Below are 15,316 nucleotides of genomic sequence, written 5' to 3'. Positions count from 1 at the left end.
CTGGATCAGGGATCTCGGTCGAATCTCGCCGGGGAGCCTCTTGGGCGAGCCGCCAGGAGTGCGGTCGGTCAAGATTCGACCCGGAACCCTCAGTGTCATTGTTGGGGCATGCCCGGCGGGTTCGCTCTCCGGAACCCTGCCTGCGTGGCGTTGGTCAGTAGTGCGGCCCGCCGGGTGCCCTGGTCCGTCCCGGGTGGCTTGATAGGAGCGTGGCTGCGCCCCAGCTGAGGTGTGCCTCCGGGTCGGATGCGGGGTTCCCCTGCTTCGACTGGTGAGAGGAACGCTTCTCATGGTGGTCCTGGGAATCGATGCGCACAAGCGCAGTCATACGGTGGCGGCGGTGGACGCGGCGGGTCGGCTGCTGGCCACCAAGACGGTCTCGGCTGATGCCGCCGGTCATCTGTTGTTGGTGCGGTGGGCTGGTCAGTTCGGTGAGCGGCGGTTCGCGGTGGAGGATTGCCGGCCGTTGTCGCGGCGGCTGGAGGCCGATCTGCTGGCGGTGGGGGAACGCATCGCGCGGGTGCCGCCCAAGCTGATGGCCAAGGCCCGTGACAGTGCCCGTAGTTATGGCAAGTCCGATCCGATCGATGCGCTGGCGGTGGCCCGGGCCGCGCTGCGGGAACCGGATCTGCCCACCGCGGTCCTGGACGGCCCGCCACGGCAGCTGCGTCTTCTGGTCGATCACCGTGCCGGTCTGGTCGCCGAACGCACTCGGGTGATCAACCAGCTGCGCTGGCACATTCACGAGATCAACCCCGACTGGCAACCACCCGCCCGCAGCGCTCACCGGCCTAAACACCTCACCCTGTTGCGTGGTCGGCTGGCCGACGCCACTGGCCTGGTCGCCGAACTCGCCGGTGAGCTGGCCCAGCGATGTGCTCAGCTGACCGTGCGTATTGGCGAGCTCGACCGGCAGATCAGCGAGCACATCGCGGTCCTGGCGCCCACTCTGCTGGCGTTGCCCGGCTGCGGATCCTTGACCGCGGCCAGGATCGTGGCCCAGACCGCCGACATCACCCGGTTCCGCTCGCAACACGCCTACGCCCGGCACAACGGCAGCGCACCGGTCCCGGTCTGGTCGGGCAACCAACAGCGCCACCGGCTCTCGCGCATCGGCAACCGCCAGCTCAACTCCTGCCTGCACACCATCGCCATCACCCAGCTGTCGACTACCCACCCGGCCGGCAGCTCTACGAGCGCCGCCTCGCCAACGGAAACACCCGCAGGGAAGCCCTGCGGGTGCTCAAACGACGCCTATCCGACGTCGTCTATCGATGCCTCAAAGCCGACGCCACGATCAGCCCCTTGACATAGGAGAAACTGATCCAGCGCGGATCGGGGCCCGGAAGTGCTAGAGGTCGAGGCCGGTCAGGACCATGACCTTGACGTCGGTGTAGTCCTCCATCGCGCTGCGCAGCCCTTCCCGGCCCACGCCGCTGCCCTTGAGCCCGCCGTAGGGCATCTGGTCGGCCCGGAACGACGGAACGTCGCCGACGATGATCCCGCCGACCTGGAGTTCCCGATGCGCGCGGAAGGCGGTCTGCAGATTGTGCGTGAACACACCCGCCTGCAACCCGTACGCCGAGTCGTTGACCGCGGCGAATCCCGAGGCGTCGTCCGCCACGCTCGACAGCACGAGAACCGGGCCGAAGACCTCCTCGCAGCTGGCCTTCGCATCCGCCGGGACGTCGGCGAGCACGGTCGGGGCGACCGAGGAGCCGTCGCGCTTGCCGCCGGTGAGCAGCTGGGCGCCGGACGCGACCGCCTCGCCGACCCACTGCTCGATCCGCTCGGCCGCCGCCTCCGAGATCACCGGCCCGACCTGTACGCCGTCCCCGAACGGGTCGCCGACCTTGAGCGCCTCGACGGCGGCCACCAGCTTCTCGCGGAATCGATCCGCCGAGGCGACCGGCACGATCACGCGTTGCACCGCGATACAGCTCTGCCCCGCCTGATAGTTGCTGAACAGGGCGATCCGCTGCGCGGCCCAGTCCAGGTCGGCCTCGCTCGACCAGTCCTCGCACAGCACCGCCGCGGCGTTACCACCCAGCTCCAGGGTGACGTGCTTGTCCGGGACCGACCGCCGGATCTGGGCGCCGACCGGGCCGGACCCGGTGAACGAGACGACCGGGAGCCTCGGGTCGGCGACCAGCGCGGGCGCGGCGTCGTTGGCGATCGGCAGGACCGAGAACATCCCGGCGGGCAGCTCGGTCTCGGCCAGGATGCCGCCGAGCAGCAGCGCCGACAGCGGAGTGGCGGGCGCGGGCTTGACCACGATCGGCGCGCCGACCGCGATCGCCGGGGCGACCTTGTGCGCCACCAGGTTCAGCGGGAAGTTGAACGGGGTGATGCCGAGGACCGGGCCTTTCGGGAAACGGCGTACGACCGCCATCCGGCCGGCCGCGGCGGCGTCGGTGTCCAGCCGTTGCAGCTCCCCGGAGAACCGGCGCGCCTCCTCGGCGGCCCAGCGGAAGGTGGAGACCGCCCGGCCGACCTCGGCGCGGGACCAGATCAGCGGCTTGCCGTTCTCGGCCGTGATCAGGCGGGCCACCTCTTCAGCCCGGCCGGCGAGCGTACGGCTGACGTGGTCCAGCGCGGCCGACCGAGTCGCCGCGGGCAACGCGGCCGCCTCGGCGGCGACGTCGGCCGCCGCCTGCACCGCACGGTCGACCTGCTCCGCGGTGGCCAGCGTGGTCCGGCCCACCTCGCTCCCGTCATAGGGATGCGTGACGACGAGATCGTCGGTCCCGTGCTCCGGCGCGCCGGCGATCCAGAAGGGCTCAGCCATGATTTCGAGCCTAGTGCATTGCGGAAACGGTGGCCCGGCGTCTTGCGTACGACGAAATCAGTGGTGAAGATGGCCCATGGACCGAGTTATGCGCAACTTCATCAACGGGGAGTGGGTGGCTCCGGCCGACGGCCGACACGCCGACCTGATCGACCCGAGCACCGGGGAGGTCTTCGCGAGCGCGCCGGTCTCCGGCGCGGCGGACGTCGACCGCGCGATGCGGGCGGCCGCCGCGGCCTTCGAAACGTGGCGGGACACCACGCCGTCGGAACGCCAGCGCGCCCTGCTGAAGATCGCCGACGCGGTCGAGGCCGCCGCCGAGGAACTGGTCTCCCTCGAATGCCAGAACACCGGCAAGCCCGTCGCCCTGACGATGAGCGAAGAACTCCCGCCCGCCGTCGACCAGCTGCGATTCTTCGCCGGTGCAGCGCGGGTCCTCGAAGGACGGTCCGCCGGGGAGTACCTCGCCGGGCACACCAGCTATGTGCGGCGCGAGCCGATCGGCGTCTGCGCCCAGGTCACCCCGTGGAACTACCCGCTGATGATGGCGGTCTGGAAGTTCGCCCCGGCGATCGCCGCCGGCAACACCGTCGTGCTCAAACCCTCCGACACCACGCCCGTGTCCACGCTGCGGCTGGCCGAGATCGCCGCCGAGTTCCTGCCGGACGGCGTACTCAATGTGGTGACCGGAGATCGCGACACGGGTCGCGAGCTCGTCGCGCACCGCACGCCCCAGTTCGTCTCGATCACGGGCTCGACCCGCGCGGGCATGGAGGTGGCGGCGGCGGCCGCGCCCGACCTCAAGCGGACCCACCTGGAACTGGGCGGCAAGGCGCCGGTGCTGGTCTTCGACGACGCGGACGTCGCGGCGGCGGCCGAGGCCATCGCGGTCGCGGGCTACTTCAACGCGGGCCAGGACTGCACCGCGGCCACCCGCGTGCTGGTCACGCCGGGGGTCCACGACGACTTCCTGGCCGCGCTCACCGATCAGGCCAGGAGTACGCGCACCGGCGCGCCCGAGGACCCCGACGTGCTGTACGGGCCGGTCAACAACGCGAACCAGCTGGCCCGGGTGCAGGGCTTCCTGGAGCGGCTCCCGGGGCACGCCACGGTGACCGCCGGCGGCGCTCGCGTCGGCGACCGCGGCTACTTCTTCGCCCCGACCGTCGTCGGCGAGCTGCGGCAGACCGACGAGATCGTCCAGGAGGAGGTCTTCGGGCCGGTCATCACCGTGCAGCGGGTCGCCGACGAGGCCGAGGCGGTGGCGCTCGCCAACGGCGTCCGCTACGGGCTCGCCTCCAGTGTCTGGACGAGGGACCACGGCCGGGCCATGCGGGTGTCGCGCGGGCTGGACTTCGGCTGCGTCTGGGTGAACACGCACATCCCGCTCGTGGCCGAGATGCCGCACGGCGGGTTCAAGCACTCCGGGCACGGCAAGGACCTGTCGATGTACGGCCTGGAGGACTACACCCGGATCAAGCACGTCATGCACAACCTCGGGAGCTGACGTGAGATCCGAGGAGATTCACCAGCGCCGTGTGGCCGCGGTCGCCCGGGGCGTCGGCTCGACGCTCTCGGCGTACATCGACCACGCGAGCGGGGGCACCCTGACCGACGTCGACGGCCGGGACTGGATCGACTTCGCCGCCGGGATCGCCGTGACCAGCGTCGGCAACAGCGCTCCCCGGGTGGTCGAAGCGGTTCGGCGGCAGGTCGAGCGCTTCACCCACACCTGCTTCATGGTCGCCCCCTACGAGGCGTACGTGGCCGTCTGCGAGCAGCTCAACGAGCTGACGCCGGGCGGCTTCGAGAAGCGGTCGGCGCTGTTCAACTCGGGCGCGGAGGCGGTCGAAAACGCCGTCAAGATCGCCCGCTATCACACGAGGCGCCCCGCGATCGTCGTCTTCGACCACGGCTACCACGGGCGCACCAACCTCACGATGGCGTTGACCGCGAAGAACATGCCGTACAAGAACGGGTTCGGCCCGTTCGCCCCGGAGATCTACCGCGCGCCGATGTCGTATCCGCTGCGGGACGGGCTCGACGGGCCGGCCGCCGCGGCGCGGGCGATCGACATGATCGAGAAGCAGGTCGGCGCGTCCAATGTGGCGGCCGTGCTGATCGAGCCGATCCAGGGCGAAGGCGGCTTCGTCGTCCCCGCGCCCGGATTCCTGCCCGCGCTGGCCGCGTGGACGCGGGACGCCGGGGCGGTGTTCATCGCCGACGAGATCCAGACCGGCTTCTGCCGGACCGGGGACTGGTTCGCCAGCTCGCACGAGGGGGTCGAGCCGGACCTCGTCACCACCGCGAAGGGCATCGCCGGTGGACTGCCGCTGGCCGGGGTCACCGGCCGGACATCCATCATGGACAGTGTGCACCTCGGCGGACTGGGCGGCACCTACGGCGGCAACCCGATCGCCTGTGCCGCCGCGCTCGCCACCATCGAAACCATGCGGGAGCTGGACCTCGCCGCCGCCGCTTTGCACATCGGCTCGCGGATCACCACGCGGTTGTCCGCGCTGAATCACCCCGCGATCGCCGAGGTACGCGGCCGCGGCGCGATGATCGCCGTCGAACTGCCCGACGCCGACGTCACCGCGCTCGTCGTACGCGACTGCCACGCGAACGGGCTGCTCGTGCTGACCTGCGGCACCTACGGCAACGTGCTGCGCTTCCTGCCGCCCCTGGTGATGCCGGACGACGTCCTCGACCGGGGACTCGACATCCTCACCACCGCCCTCCAGTCGGTCTCCAAGTAGGCACCGGATCAGGGATGTGCAGGCTTCCCAGGGCTTCGGAAGCCTGCACATCCCTGATCCGCAACAAACAGCGGACTCAGTACGCGGCGAGCTGGGAGCTGCCGACACGCAGACCCCACGGCGTCCCGTACTCCTTGAGCTTGTCGAGGAACGGCACGGGATCGAGGGCCTCCGGCCCGAGTACGCCGGTGGCCCGCCAGTCGCCCGACGCGAGCAGTTCGAGCGCGATGACCGGGTTGACCGCGGTCTGCCAGACCACCGCCTGGTGGCCGTACTCCCGCATCGACCACTCGTTGTCGACGACGTGGTAGAGGTAGACCTCCAGCGGCTCGCCGTCGAGGCCGACGCCGGTGACGAGGGTGCCGGCGCAGGTCTTGCCACGCATCCGGTCGCCGAGCGTCGCCGGATCGGGCAGCCCGGCGGCCAGCACGTCCCGGGGTGAGACGTCGACGCCGCCGACGCGTACGGGGTTGGTGGAGTCCAGGCCGAGCTTGTGGATCGTCTTCAGCACGTCGATGAACTCGGCGCCCAGCCCGTACTTGAAGGTGACCCGCCGGGCGTCCACCCAGCGCGGGATCAGCAGGACCTCCTCGTGTTCGACGTTGACGCACTCGACCGGGCCGATGCCCTCGGGGAAGTCGAAGACCTCCGGATCGGAGAACGGCTCGGTGGTGTACCACCCCCGGTCCTTCTCCCAGACCACCGGCGGGTTCAGGCACTCCTCGATGGTGGTCCAGATCGAGAAGCTGGGGGCGAACTCGTAGCCGTCGACGGTGATGTTCGACCCGTCGCGTACGCCGATCTCGTCGATCTCGGCGAACAGCTGATCGGCGGCGTACCGGGCGAAGACGTCGGAGAGCCCGGGCTCGACACCGATGCCGACGAGCGCGAGCCGGCCCGCGGCGGCCCAGCGTGGATCGGCGGCGAACTGGTCGTCGCCCAGTTTCACCCACGTCTTCTCGAACGGGGCCGACGGATGCGGCCGCGACAAGGACATCGCCATGTCCAGATAGTCGGCCCCGGCGGCGTACGCCCCCTCGAAGATCGGCAGGACGAACCGGGGGTCCACGGCGTTCAGCACGTGGGTGATGCGATTTTCCCGGCAGAGCTCGGCGATCGCGGCGGCCGACGAGGCGTCCACCTGCGCGGCGGTGAACCGCCGGTCCAGGCCGGACACGGCCCGTTGAGCCCGCTCCACGGAGTAGTCGGCGACGACCAGGTGGTCGAAGAAATCGCGGCGGGCCGCGATGGCTGCGGCGGCGCTACCCACGCCACCCGCGCCCACCAGCAGTACTCGCATCGAGTGCGGCGTCGGTGCTGCTTCGCGCAGGGCCGACGCCCACAGATTTGATCCTTTGGCTCGCATGAGCCGATCACCTTCTCCTTCTCTCGCACACGCCCGCGCGTGTGGTTCTTTTGTCAGCCGGTCGAGCCCCTCGATCGGCGGGTCCCGCAGTGCGGCTACCTGCGGTTTCGCGGTGGCTCCCCGGCGGCGCGCCCTCGGGCGTTCGGCGCAGGGGCCGCGAAGTCTTCTATGGGTACGCCGAAAGCAGCACCCGGATATGGGTAAGCCCGTCCGGCCCCACGCCGCGGATGTGGCAGGCGAGGGCCGGACGGGCTGACGAGTGGACTAGCTGGTGGCGGCGCGCCGCGAACGGCGGGCGTTGCGCAGTTGCCCGACGGCGACGATGACGAAGGCGACCGCGAACATCGCCGTGGCGATCGCGTTGACCTGCGGCGGAATGCCCCGCTGGTTGGCGCCCCAGACGAACAGCGGGAAGGTGCGAACCGGGCCGCTGTTGAAGGTCGTGATGATGTAGTCGTCGAAGGAGAGCGAGAAGCTCAGCAGAGCTGCGCTGACGATGCCGGGCATGACCAGCGGTAACGTGACACGGCGGAAGGTGGCCCAGGGGCCGGCGTAGAGGTCCATCGCCGCCTCCTGCAGCCGGGGATCGAGCCCCGCCAACCGCGCCTTCACCGTCACCACCACGAACGACACACAGAACATCACGTGTGCGATCACGATAGTCGGCAGCCCGGGGTCGACGCCAGTACCCAGGAAGAGTGTCAGCAGCGAGGACCCCATGACGATCTCAGGCGTGGCCATCGGGAGGAAGATCAACACGTTCACCGCGGAGCGCCCGAGGAAGCGGTGGCGCACGAGCGCGAAGGCGATGAGCGTACCGAGGATCGTCGCGATGACCGTGGCGATGGCCCCGATCCGGAGGCTGACCCCGAGCGAGCCGCACATGTCGTCGGCCCCGCTGCAGATGTTCGCCCAGTTGTTCAGCGTCCAGTGCACGCCGGAGTCGTCGAGCAGGTAGGTCGTCTTGTTGGACGACGGCTGGTTGAACGACAGCAACGCGATGACGGCGATCGGCAACGCCAGGTACGCCAGGACGACCAGCCCGACGCCCATGACCCAGCGGTCGGCGACCCAGCGACGGAAGCGGCGCATCACACCACCTCGTCCGTCCCCGAGATCGCGACGTAGAGGCCGACCAGCACGAGGATGCCCGCCATCAGGGTGAACGACAGCGCCGCCGCGACCGGGATGTCGCCGACCCGCAGGTACTGCGACTGGATCACGTTGCCGATCATCGTCGTCGACGGGCTGCCGAGCAGCTCGGCGTTGATGTAGTCGCCGGCCGCCGGGATGAAGGTCATCAGGGTCCCGGCGACGACGCCCGGCATCGACAGCGGCAGGGTCACCCGGAAGAAGGACTTGATCGGGTGGGCGTACAGGTCGCCGGCCGCTTCGAGCAGCCGGGGATCGAGCTTGCCGAGGGAGGCGTAGAGCGGCAGGACCATGAACGGCAGGAAGTTGTAGGTCAGCCCGGCGATCACCGCGAACGGGGTGGCCAGCAGCCGGTCGTCCGGGCCGAAGAACGGAGTCAGCCGGAGCGCGTCCATCACCCAGCCCTGATCGGACAGGATCGTCTTCCAGGCGAGCGTACGCACGAGGAAGCTCGTGAAGAACGGCGCGATGACGGCGATGAGCATCAGATTCCGCCAGCGGCCCGCCTTCAGCGCGATCGCGTACGCCAGCGGATAGCCGATCACCAAGCAGGCGACCGTCGCGATCAGCGAGTACGCCAGCGACCGGACGAACTGGTCGGAGTAGGTGCTGATGCCGTCGGTGAAGTTCTGCCAGCGCCAGGTCAGCTCGTAGCCGTTCTCCAGGCTGCCGGCCGGGTCCCACAGGGTCGACTGGGCGAGCATCGCGATCGGGATGGCGAAGAAGATCACCAGCCAGAGGCCGCCCGGGAAGAGCTGGAGGTAGGGCACCCACCAGCGCCGTTTCGCGCCCGCCACCGGTTCGGCCGCAGGCTTGTAGGTCGGGCCGCCCTCCGAAGTGGTGGTGATGACGGCGGTCACGCCGGTTCCGGCGTGGTGTCGGGTGCGAGCAGGAACGAGTGCGCCGGATGCCAGTGCAGGGTCACCTCGGAGCCCGGCGCCAGCGGGCCGCCCGTCCCGGAGTTCGGGGCGAAGACGGCCAGCTCGTCGCCCCACGGCGCACGCACGAGGTACTGCGTCGACACCCCGACGTAGGAGGAGTCCGTGATGATCCCGGGCACCGCGTTGTGACCTTCTGGTACGCCGTCGACGGTCAAGTGCAGCTTCTCTGGGCGTACCCCTAGGAGAGCGGGACCAGAGGTGAGACGCGACCGGGCCGCGGGAACCGCGAACCGCGAGCCGTGCGCCTCGACCGCGACGTCCTCCCCCGAAGGGCCGTGCGCCCGCGCGGTGAGCAGGTTGGACTGTCCGAGGAAGTTGGCGACGAACGCGCTGCCCGGGAACTCGTAGATCTCGGTGGGCGTGCCGAGCTGCTCGATCCGCCCGGCGTTCATCACGGCCACGGTGTCGGCCATCGTCATGGCCTCCTCCTGGTCGTGCGTGACGTGCACGAAGGTCAGGCCGACCTCGGTCTGGATCCGCTTCAGCTCGATCTGCATCTGGCGGCGCAGCTTCAGGTCGAGCGCGCCGAGCGGCTCGTCGAGCAGCAGCACCTGCGGGTGGTTGACGAGCGCGCGAGCCAGCGCGACCCGCTGCTGTTGCCCACCGGAGAGCTGGGCCGGCCGGCGGTGGCCGTAGTCGGCGAGCTGCACCAGCTCGAGCATCGCCTGGACGGCCGGCTTGATCTCGGCCCGCTTGACCTTGCGCTGCTGGAGCCCGAAGGCCACGTTCTGCTCGACCGTCATGTGCGGGAAGAGCGCGTAGCTCTGGAAGACGGTGTTGACCGGCCGCTGATAAGGCCGCAGCCGGGTGATGTCCCGCCCGCCCAAGGTGATCGCACCCGCGGTCGGCTCGTCCAACCCCGCCACCATCCGCAGTGTGGTGGTCTTGCCGCAGCCGGACGCCCCGAGCAGGGCGAAGAAGGACCCCTCCGGGATCTGGAGGCTGACGTCGTCGACCGCGGTGACCGCGCCGAAGCGCTTGGTCACCGCGGTCAGGGTGAGTCCACCGGTGGCGGGGGCGGTCATCCGGTCTCAGGCCCCGATCACGGCGCGGAACTTACGCTCGTAGTCCTTGCGGACGTCGTCGTCGACCGTCATGAACGGGTGCGCTTTGGCCAGCTCGGCGTCCGTCGGGAAGATGAAGTTGTCCTCGACCAGCTCGGCGTCGACGGCCTTCATGGCCTCCTGGGCGCCGGCGACCGGGCAGATGTAGCTCACCCACGCCGCGACCTCGGCCGCCACCTTCGGGTCGTAGTAGTAGTCGATCAACGACATCGCGTTGCTGGCGTGGGTCGAGCTGATCGGGATGAGCATGTTGTCCGACCAGTACAGCTGGCCCTCCTCGGGGATGACGTACTCGACGTTTCCCTCGGTCGCGAGCACGTCGCCGGACCAGCCGATGCAGGCGGCGATGTCGCCCTTGGCCAAGTCCTGCAGGTAGTCGTTGCCGGCCACGCGGCGGATGTGCCCGGAGTCGACGGCCTTCTTCAGCTTCTCGAGCGCGGCGTCGTAGTCGGCCGAGGTGAAGTTTGCCGGGTCCTTGCCGAGCGACAGCAGGATCAGGCCCATGGTGTCGTTCAGCTCGGTCATCACCGCGACCTTGCCCTTGAGGTCGGACCGGGTCAGCAGCTCCTCGACGCTCTTGACCGGGGTCTTGACGACCTTGGTGTTGTAGCCGATGCCGGTGAAGCCGGACTGCCACGGCGCGGCGTACACGTTGTCGGGGTCGTAGCTGCGGCCCTTCAGCGACGGCAGGAGGTTCTTCTGGAACGTCGCCACCTTGGTCGGCTCGAACTTCGCGACCTGCTTCGCCTTGATCATCCGGGCCGACAGCCAGTCGGTGAAGACGATGAGGTCGGGCTCGATCGGCTTGCAGTCGGCCAGCTGCGCGCGGATCTTGCCGTAGAACTCGTCGTTGTCGTTGATGTCCTCGCGGTAGGTCACGTCGATGCCGGTCTTGGCCTTGAACGCGTCCAGCGTGGGGTGCTTGCCCGTCTTCTCGTCGAGGTCCAGGTACTCGACCCAGTTCGAGAAGACCAGCTTGCGCTCCTGCGCCGACACATCGGTGACCGTGCAGGCCGGGGCGGCGCTGCTCGCCGAGGAGGTCGGGTTCTTGGCCTTGGTGCCACAGGCGGCCAGGGCTCCACCGGTCAGGGCCAAGGCACCGCCGGCGGCCACGCCACGCAGCAACCCGCGCCGGGTCGGCATGACGTCGAGCAGCGCTTTCGCCTCCGGGGACAGAGGCTTACGGGAAGACGAGCGCATCTGAGGTTCCTTCTCTACGGCAGTGCGGGGGCTCACGAAATATAGTGCCCTCCCCCAGCCCGGTGGTAACTCCGGCGAATGTCCAACATCACGTGCTTGACCTGCACGGAAGCCGCCTCGGGATTCCGTCGTCGTTCTCGACTTCCACAACGGATTACGCGAGAATCTCGGTTCGGGATTGCGGTTTCTTCGTTCGACTCGGCCCTGGAGGTTCGATGGCGGTTCGGCAACACCTCGACAACGCCCACCACGCGCTGCTTGACGACGTCGCCAAGCAGATCATCGCCCAGTTGCAGGAGGACGGCCGCCGTCCGTACGCGACGATCGGGCGCGCCGTCGGGCTCTCCGAGGCAGCCGTCCGCCAGCGCGTCCAGCGCCTGATCGACGCGGGCGTGATGCAGATCGTCGCCGTCACCGACCCGCTCCAGCTGGGGCTGGGCCGGCAGGCCATGGTCGGCGTGAAGACGACCGGCGACCTGGAGGCGATCGCCGACCAGATCGCGGCCATCGACGAGGTGGACTACGTGGTGGTCACCGGCGGCTCGTTCGACATCCTGCTGGAGGTCGTGGCGGGGGACGATGACCACCTCCTGGCCATCATGCAGCGCGTACGCGCGGTCGACGGGGTCAGCAGCGCGGAGATCTTCGTCTACCTCAAGCTGCGCAAGCAGACCTACACCTGGGGCGCGTGATCCCTTCGGATTTCGTGGCGATCTTTGTGTGTTGCCACGGTTTCAGTTGCCATAACCGGCAACGGTATGCGATAACCGTCGCATGGGAAACCCGACCGACCACCTTTGGATGCACTTCACCCGCATGGGGGCGTACGCCGAATCGGCCGTGCCGACGATCGTCCGCGGCGACGGCTGCTACGTCTGGGACACTGACGGCAAGCGCTACCTCGACGGGCTGGCCGGGCTCTTCGTGGTCAACGCCGGGCACGGCCGTCAGGAGCTGGCCGAGGCCGCAGCCAAGCAGGCGAGCGAACTGGCCTACTTCCCCCTCTGGTCGTACGCCCATCCCAAGGCGGTCGAGCTGGCCGAGCGGATCGCCGGCCTCGCCCCGGGCGACCTGAACCGGGTCTTCTTCACGACCGGCGGCTCCGAGGCGGTGGAGAGCGCCTGGAAGCTCGCGCGGGCGTACTTCAAGCGCGTCGGGCAGCCGCTCCGGCACAAGGTGATCAGCCGCTACGTCGCGTACCACGGGACGTCCATGGGCGCGCTGAGCCTCACCGGGGTACCGCCCTTCAAGGTGGACTTCGAGCCGCTGGTGCCGGGCGCGATCAAGGTGCCCAACGCCAACTTCTACCGCGCCCCCGAATTCTGCCGCGACGACGAGGAGGAGTTCGGGCGCTGGGCGGCCGACGAGATCGAACGGGCCATCCTCCGGGAAGGGCCCGAGACGGTGTGCGCGGTGTTCCTGGAGCCCGTCCAGAACGCCGGTGGCTGCCTTCCCCCGCCGGCCGGATACTTCCAACGCGTACGCGAGATCTGCGACCGGTACGGCGTACTGCTGGTCTCGGACGAGGTCATCTGCGCCTGGGGCCGGCTCGGCAGCTACTTCGGCGCCCAGCGGTACGCGTACCAGCCGGACATCATCACCACGGCGAAGGGCCTGACCTCGGGGTACTCCCCGCTCGGCGCGATGATCGCGGCAGACCGGCTGATCGAGCCGTTCCTGGGCGACAAGCAGATGTTCGCCCACGGGATCACCTTCGGCGGGCACCCGGTCAGCTGCGCGGTCGCCCTCGCCAACCTGGACCTCTTCGAGCGGGAGGACCTCGTCGGCCACGTCGCCGCGACCAGCGACGCGTTCCGGGCCACCCTGAGCCGGCTGCACGACCTGCCGATCGTCGGCGACGTACGCGGCGACGGCTACTTCTTCGGCATCGAGCTGGTCAAGGACAAGACGACCCGGGAGACCTTCAGCGACGCGGAGTCGGAACGGATCCTGCGCGGATTCCTGTCCCACGCGCTGTACGACGCCGGGCTCTACTGCCGGGCCGACGACCGAGGCGACCCGGTGGTGCAGCTGTCCCCGCCGCTCATCGCGGAGCAGCAGCAGTTCGACGAGATGGAGCAGATCCTCCGCAGCGTCCTGACCGACGCCTGGACCCTCCTCTAGCCCGTCCCGTTCTTTCCGCCCCGTTGTTTCCGCGCGATCATGAACTTACGTGCGTGATCGACCGGCGTGTCATGTCCCGGGCAGCCTGATCATTCCCCGCCGACCATGATCGACAATCGTGCGAGTTGATCAGCCCGCTAAGGAATCGATCATGGTGTCCGGTGCGCGACACGCCGGTCGATCATGGCCGATAGTTCATGATCGACCGGGTGGGGTCGGCGGGCACGCGAGTTCCGGGCGGGCGACCGGGACCGACCGGGTGGGGTCGGCGGGCACGCGCGGAAAGGGTGCCAGGACGAGCCGGGGTTACTGGATGTCGTCGGGGCTCATCCCGAGCAGGTTGGCGACCTGCTCGACGACCACGTCGCGGACCAGCTCTGCGAGGTCGTCCCGGTCGCCCGCCCGGAACTCCAGCGGACGCCGATAGACGACGATCCGGGGCGGTACGCCGTGTCGCCCCGGCCGGCCGGGCAGCAGCCGGGCCAGCGGCACCGAGCCGTCTTCGAGCACGTCGGAGTCGTAGACGTTGAGGTCTGGCGGCACGTCCTCGACGGCGAACTCGACGCCGGCCAGCTCTTTGCTGTACTGCCGTTCGAGACCTTCGACCGTGTCGAGCACCAGGTCGTCGAAGATTTCGGCCTTCGTCCGGGACATCGGCACGCTGGCCGGGACCAGTCGGCCCCGGAGGCCGCGGCCGTGCCGATCGCGTCGCGCACGCGAGCGGCGGGCGCGGGGATGGCGGGGATCGGTCACGCAGCTACCCTAGCTTGACCGGTCGGCTGACCGAGAGCGAGTTCACCCACAGCGTTCTCCGCGTGTCGGGGCCATGACGGAGTGCGAGAAGCGCTAACGTCAGCGGCCGTGAGGTCACCGCGACGCTGTTCTCGCAACGGATGCCCCAGACAGGCAGTTGCGACGCTGACCTATGTCTATTCGGACTCTACGGCAGTTGTCGGGCCTCTTGCGATAAATCCGGAACCGCACACGTACGACCTCTGTGAGACGCACGCGCGGAACTTGACGGCACCTCGCGGCTGGCAACTCGTCCGGCACGACGGCGAGTTCGAGACGCCGCCACCGACGACGGATGACCTGGTCGCCCTAGCCGAGGCGGTACGCGAGGCGGCCCGGCCGGCCACGCGGATCGCCGAAGACGGCACTCCCCTGCCCCCCACCCCGGGTCGTCGCGGACACCTCCGCGCCGTCCCACCACCGAACTGACGAAACCGCCGAATCGACGGAACCGACGAAATCACGAAGCCGCCGAACTGACAAAGCCTGACGAAGCCGCACGCCTGACAGGACCTGCCCGACTGGCGGAACCTGCCCGGCTGACGAGAACGCTTAACCGAAACGCTGACGAGACCGCTTAACCGAAACGCGAACCGGGCGCCCCCATGACGAGGACGCCCGGCCCGGACGATTATCAAGCTGCGCGGCGCTTCAGCTTCCGACGCTCGCGTTCGGACAGTCCACCCCAGATACCGAAACGCTCGTCGTGGCCCAGTGCGTACTCCAGGCACTCCGATTTGACCTCACAGCGTGAGCAGATCCTCTTCGCCTCGCGCGTCGACCCGCCCTTCTCCGGGAAGAAAGCCTCCGGATCGGTCTGCGAGCACAGTGCACGCTCCTGCCACTCCGGCGCATTGCCGAGCAGATCGGCGACGACGGGTCGGCCGTCCATCGCACCAGCCTCCTTCACCTGCGCCGGACCGGCCGGCGCATCCCCCCTCTTGCCCTGTTGCGGTGATCCACTCGTACCACGAACTGGAAGCCGTGGTCTGGTGGTCGCCCCAGAACAACCCCTGAGAATTACACGCAGTTCGCGTCGGCATCGTCAAGGACAACGGTCCGTTCAGGGCCGTTCGTACCGGGGCATCCCGCCACTGCCCTATCGGTTCGCCGACCCGATTGGTTACGCC

At 69.0% G+C, this 15,316-nt stretch carries 14 protein-coding genes; 6 read left to right on the top strand and 8 right to left on the bottom strand.

Annotation, left to right across the window (positions count from 1 at the left end; translation table 11 throughout):
• Nucleotides 1–289: 289 nt before the first annotated feature.
• Nucleotides 290–1,309, top strand: a complete 1,020-nt coding sequence (locus tag HDA40_RS26020) for an IS110 family RNA-guided transposase (RefSeq protein ID WP_275979391.1) — start codon at nt 290–292, stop codon at nt 1,307–1,309.
• 42 nt (nt 1,310–1,351) lie between these two features.
• On the opposite strand, the gene HDA40_RS26015 is transcribed toward HDA40_RS26020, so the two are convergent.
• The gene (locus HDA40_RS26015) at nt 1,352–2,791 is read right to left on the bottom strand and encodes an aldehyde dehydrogenase family protein (RefSeq protein WP_372503188.1); all 1,440 of its coding nucleotides are present in this window, start codon (nt 2,789–2,791) and stop codon (nt 1,352–1,354) included.
• 73 nt (nt 2,792–2,864) lie between these two features.
• Here HDA40_RS26015 and HDA40_RS26010 point away from each other — a divergent pair, with 73 nt between their 5' ends.
• The gene (locus tag HDA40_RS26010; protein ID WP_253760167.1) at nt 2,865–4,295 is read left to right on the top strand and encodes an aminobutyraldehyde dehydrogenase; all 1,431 of its coding nucleotides are present in this window, start codon (nt 2,865–2,867) and stop codon (nt 4,293–4,295) included.
• A 1-nt stretch (nt 4,296) separates the two neighbouring features.
• Nucleotides 4,297–5,547 carry a 4-aminobutyrate--2-oxoglutarate transaminase gene (gabT, locus tag HDA40_RS26005; RefSeq protein WP_253760166.1) on the top strand — a complete coding sequence of 417 codons (1,251 nt, stop codon included), beginning with the start codon at nt 4,297–4,299 and terminating at the stop codon, nt 5,545–5,547.
• 76 nt (nt 5,548–5,623) lie between these two features.
• On the opposite strand, the gene HDA40_RS26000 is transcribed toward gabT, so the two are convergent.
• The 5 genes from HDA40_RS26000 to HDA40_RS25980 all read right to left on the bottom strand — a co-directional run bounded on the left by HDA40_RS26000 (nt 5,624) and on the right by HDA40_RS25980 (nt 11,270).
• Entirely contained in the window at nt 5,624–6,847 is a 1,224-nt protein-coding gene (locus HDA40_RS26000) for a saccharopine dehydrogenase family protein (RefSeq protein WP_253763820.1), read from the bottom strand.
• Nucleotides 6,848–7,177: 330 nt separating this feature from the next.
• On the bottom strand, nt 7,178–8,005 hold the full coding sequence (locus tag HDA40_RS25995) for an ABC transporter permease (RefSeq protein ID WP_253760165.1): 828 nt from the start codon (nt 8,003–8,005) through the stop codon (nt 7,178–7,180).
• Nucleotides 8,005–8,925: an ABC transporter permease gene (locus HDA40_RS25990; RefSeq protein ID WP_308197767.1), complete on the bottom strand. Its 921-nt coding sequence runs from the start codon at nt 8,923–8,925 to the stop codon at nt 8,005–8,007. The genes HDA40_RS25995 and HDA40_RS25990 overlap by 1 nt, the downstream gene beginning before the upstream one ends.
• A complete protein-coding gene (locus HDA40_RS25985) occupies nt 8,922–10,031 on the bottom strand; it encodes an ABC transporter ATP-binding protein (protein ID WP_253760164.1) in 1,110 nt (369 codons plus the stop codon). The genes HDA40_RS25990 and HDA40_RS25985 overlap by 4 nt, the downstream gene beginning before the upstream one ends.
• A gap of 6 nt (nt 10,032–10,037) precedes the next feature.
• Nucleotides 10,038–11,270, bottom strand: a complete 1,233-nt coding sequence (locus tag HDA40_RS25980; protein WP_253760163.1) for an ABC transporter substrate-binding protein — start codon at nt 11,268–11,270, stop codon at nt 10,038–10,040.
• Between the two features lie 215 nt (nt 11,271–11,485).
• Here HDA40_RS25980 and HDA40_RS25975 point away from each other — a divergent pair, with 215 nt between their 5' ends.
• A complete protein-coding gene (locus HDA40_RS25975) occupies nt 11,486–11,962 on the top strand; it encodes an Lrp/AsnC family transcriptional regulator (RefSeq protein WP_253760162.1) in 477 nt (158 codons plus the stop codon).
• An 82-nt stretch (nt 11,963–12,044) separates the two neighbouring features.
• Nucleotides 12,045–13,394 carry an aspartate aminotransferase family protein gene (locus HDA40_RS25970; protein ID WP_253760161.1) on the top strand — a complete coding sequence of 450 codons (1,350 nt, stop codon included), beginning with the start codon at nt 12,045–12,047 and terminating at the stop codon, nt 13,392–13,394.
• Between the two features lie 306 nt (nt 13,395–13,700).
• On the opposite strand, the gene HDA40_RS25965 is transcribed toward HDA40_RS25970, so the two are convergent.
• On the bottom strand, nt 13,701–14,147 hold the full coding sequence (locus HDA40_RS25965; RefSeq protein ID WP_372502966.1) for a metallopeptidase family protein: 447 nt from the start codon (nt 14,145–14,147) through the stop codon (nt 13,701–13,703).
• A gap of 108 nt (nt 14,148–14,255) precedes the next feature.
• Between HDA40_RS25965 and HDA40_RS25960 the strand changes: the two genes are divergently transcribed.
• Nucleotides 14,256–14,615, top strand: coding sequence for a DUF3499 domain-containing protein (locus HDA40_RS25960; protein WP_253760160.1), 360 nt, complete (start codon nt 14,256–14,258; stop codon nt 14,613–14,615).
• A gap of 205 nt (nt 14,616–14,820) precedes the next feature.
• Here HDA40_RS25960 and HDA40_RS25955 read toward each other — a convergent pair whose 3' ends face one another.
• Complete coding sequence (locus tag HDA40_RS25955) at nt 14,821–15,078, bottom strand: WhiB family transcriptional regulator (protein ID WP_253760159.1); 258 nt, start codon at nt 15,076–15,078, stop codon at nt 14,821–14,823.
• Nucleotides 15,079–15,316: the final 238 nt, after the last annotated feature.

The organism is Hamadaea flava, assembly GCF_024172085.1.
In the GTDB taxonomy this organism is placed as follows: domain Bacteria; phylum Actinomycetota; class Actinomycetes; order Mycobacteriales; family Micromonosporaceae; genus Hamadaea; species Hamadaea flava.
Note: the sequence above shows the minus strand (reverse complement) of the source record. Positions and strands in the feature narration are given on the sequence as shown.

Coding starts and splice junctions, on each gene's coding strand:
- HDA40_RS26020 (WP_275979391.1), top strand. CDS start 290: ATGGTGGTCCTGGGAATCGATGCGCACAAGCGCAGTCATACGGTGGCG.
- HDA40_RS26010 (WP_253760167.1), top strand. CDS start 2,865: ATGGACCGAGTTATGCGCAACTTCATCAACGGGGAGTGGGTGGCTCCG.
- HDA40_RS26000 (WP_253763820.1), bottom strand. CDS start 6,847: ATGCGAGTACTGCTGGTGGGCGCGGGTGGCGTGGGTAGCGCCGCCGCA.
- HDA40_RS25995 (WP_253760165.1), bottom strand. CDS start 8,005: ATGCGCCGCTTCCGTCGCTGGGTCGCCGACCGCTGGGTCATGGGCGTC.
- HDA40_RS25985 (WP_253760164.1), bottom strand. CDS start 10,031: ATGACCGCCCCCGCCACCGGTGGACTCACCCTGACCGCGGTGACCAAG.
- HDA40_RS25980 (WP_253760163.1), bottom strand. CDS start 11,270: ATGCGCTCGTCTTCCCGTAAGCCTCTGTCCCCGGAGGCGAAAGCGCTG.
- HDA40_RS25975 (WP_253760162.1), top strand. CDS start 11,486: ATGGCGGTTCGGCAACACCTCGACAACGCCCACCACGCGCTGCTTGAC.
- HDA40_RS25970 (WP_253760161.1), top strand. CDS start 12,045: ATGGGAAACCCGACCGACCACCTTTGGATGCACTTCACCCGCATGGGG.
- HDA40_RS25955 (WP_253760159.1), bottom strand. CDS start 15,078: ATGGACGGCCGACCCGTCGTCGCCGATCTGCTCGGCAATGCGCCGGAG.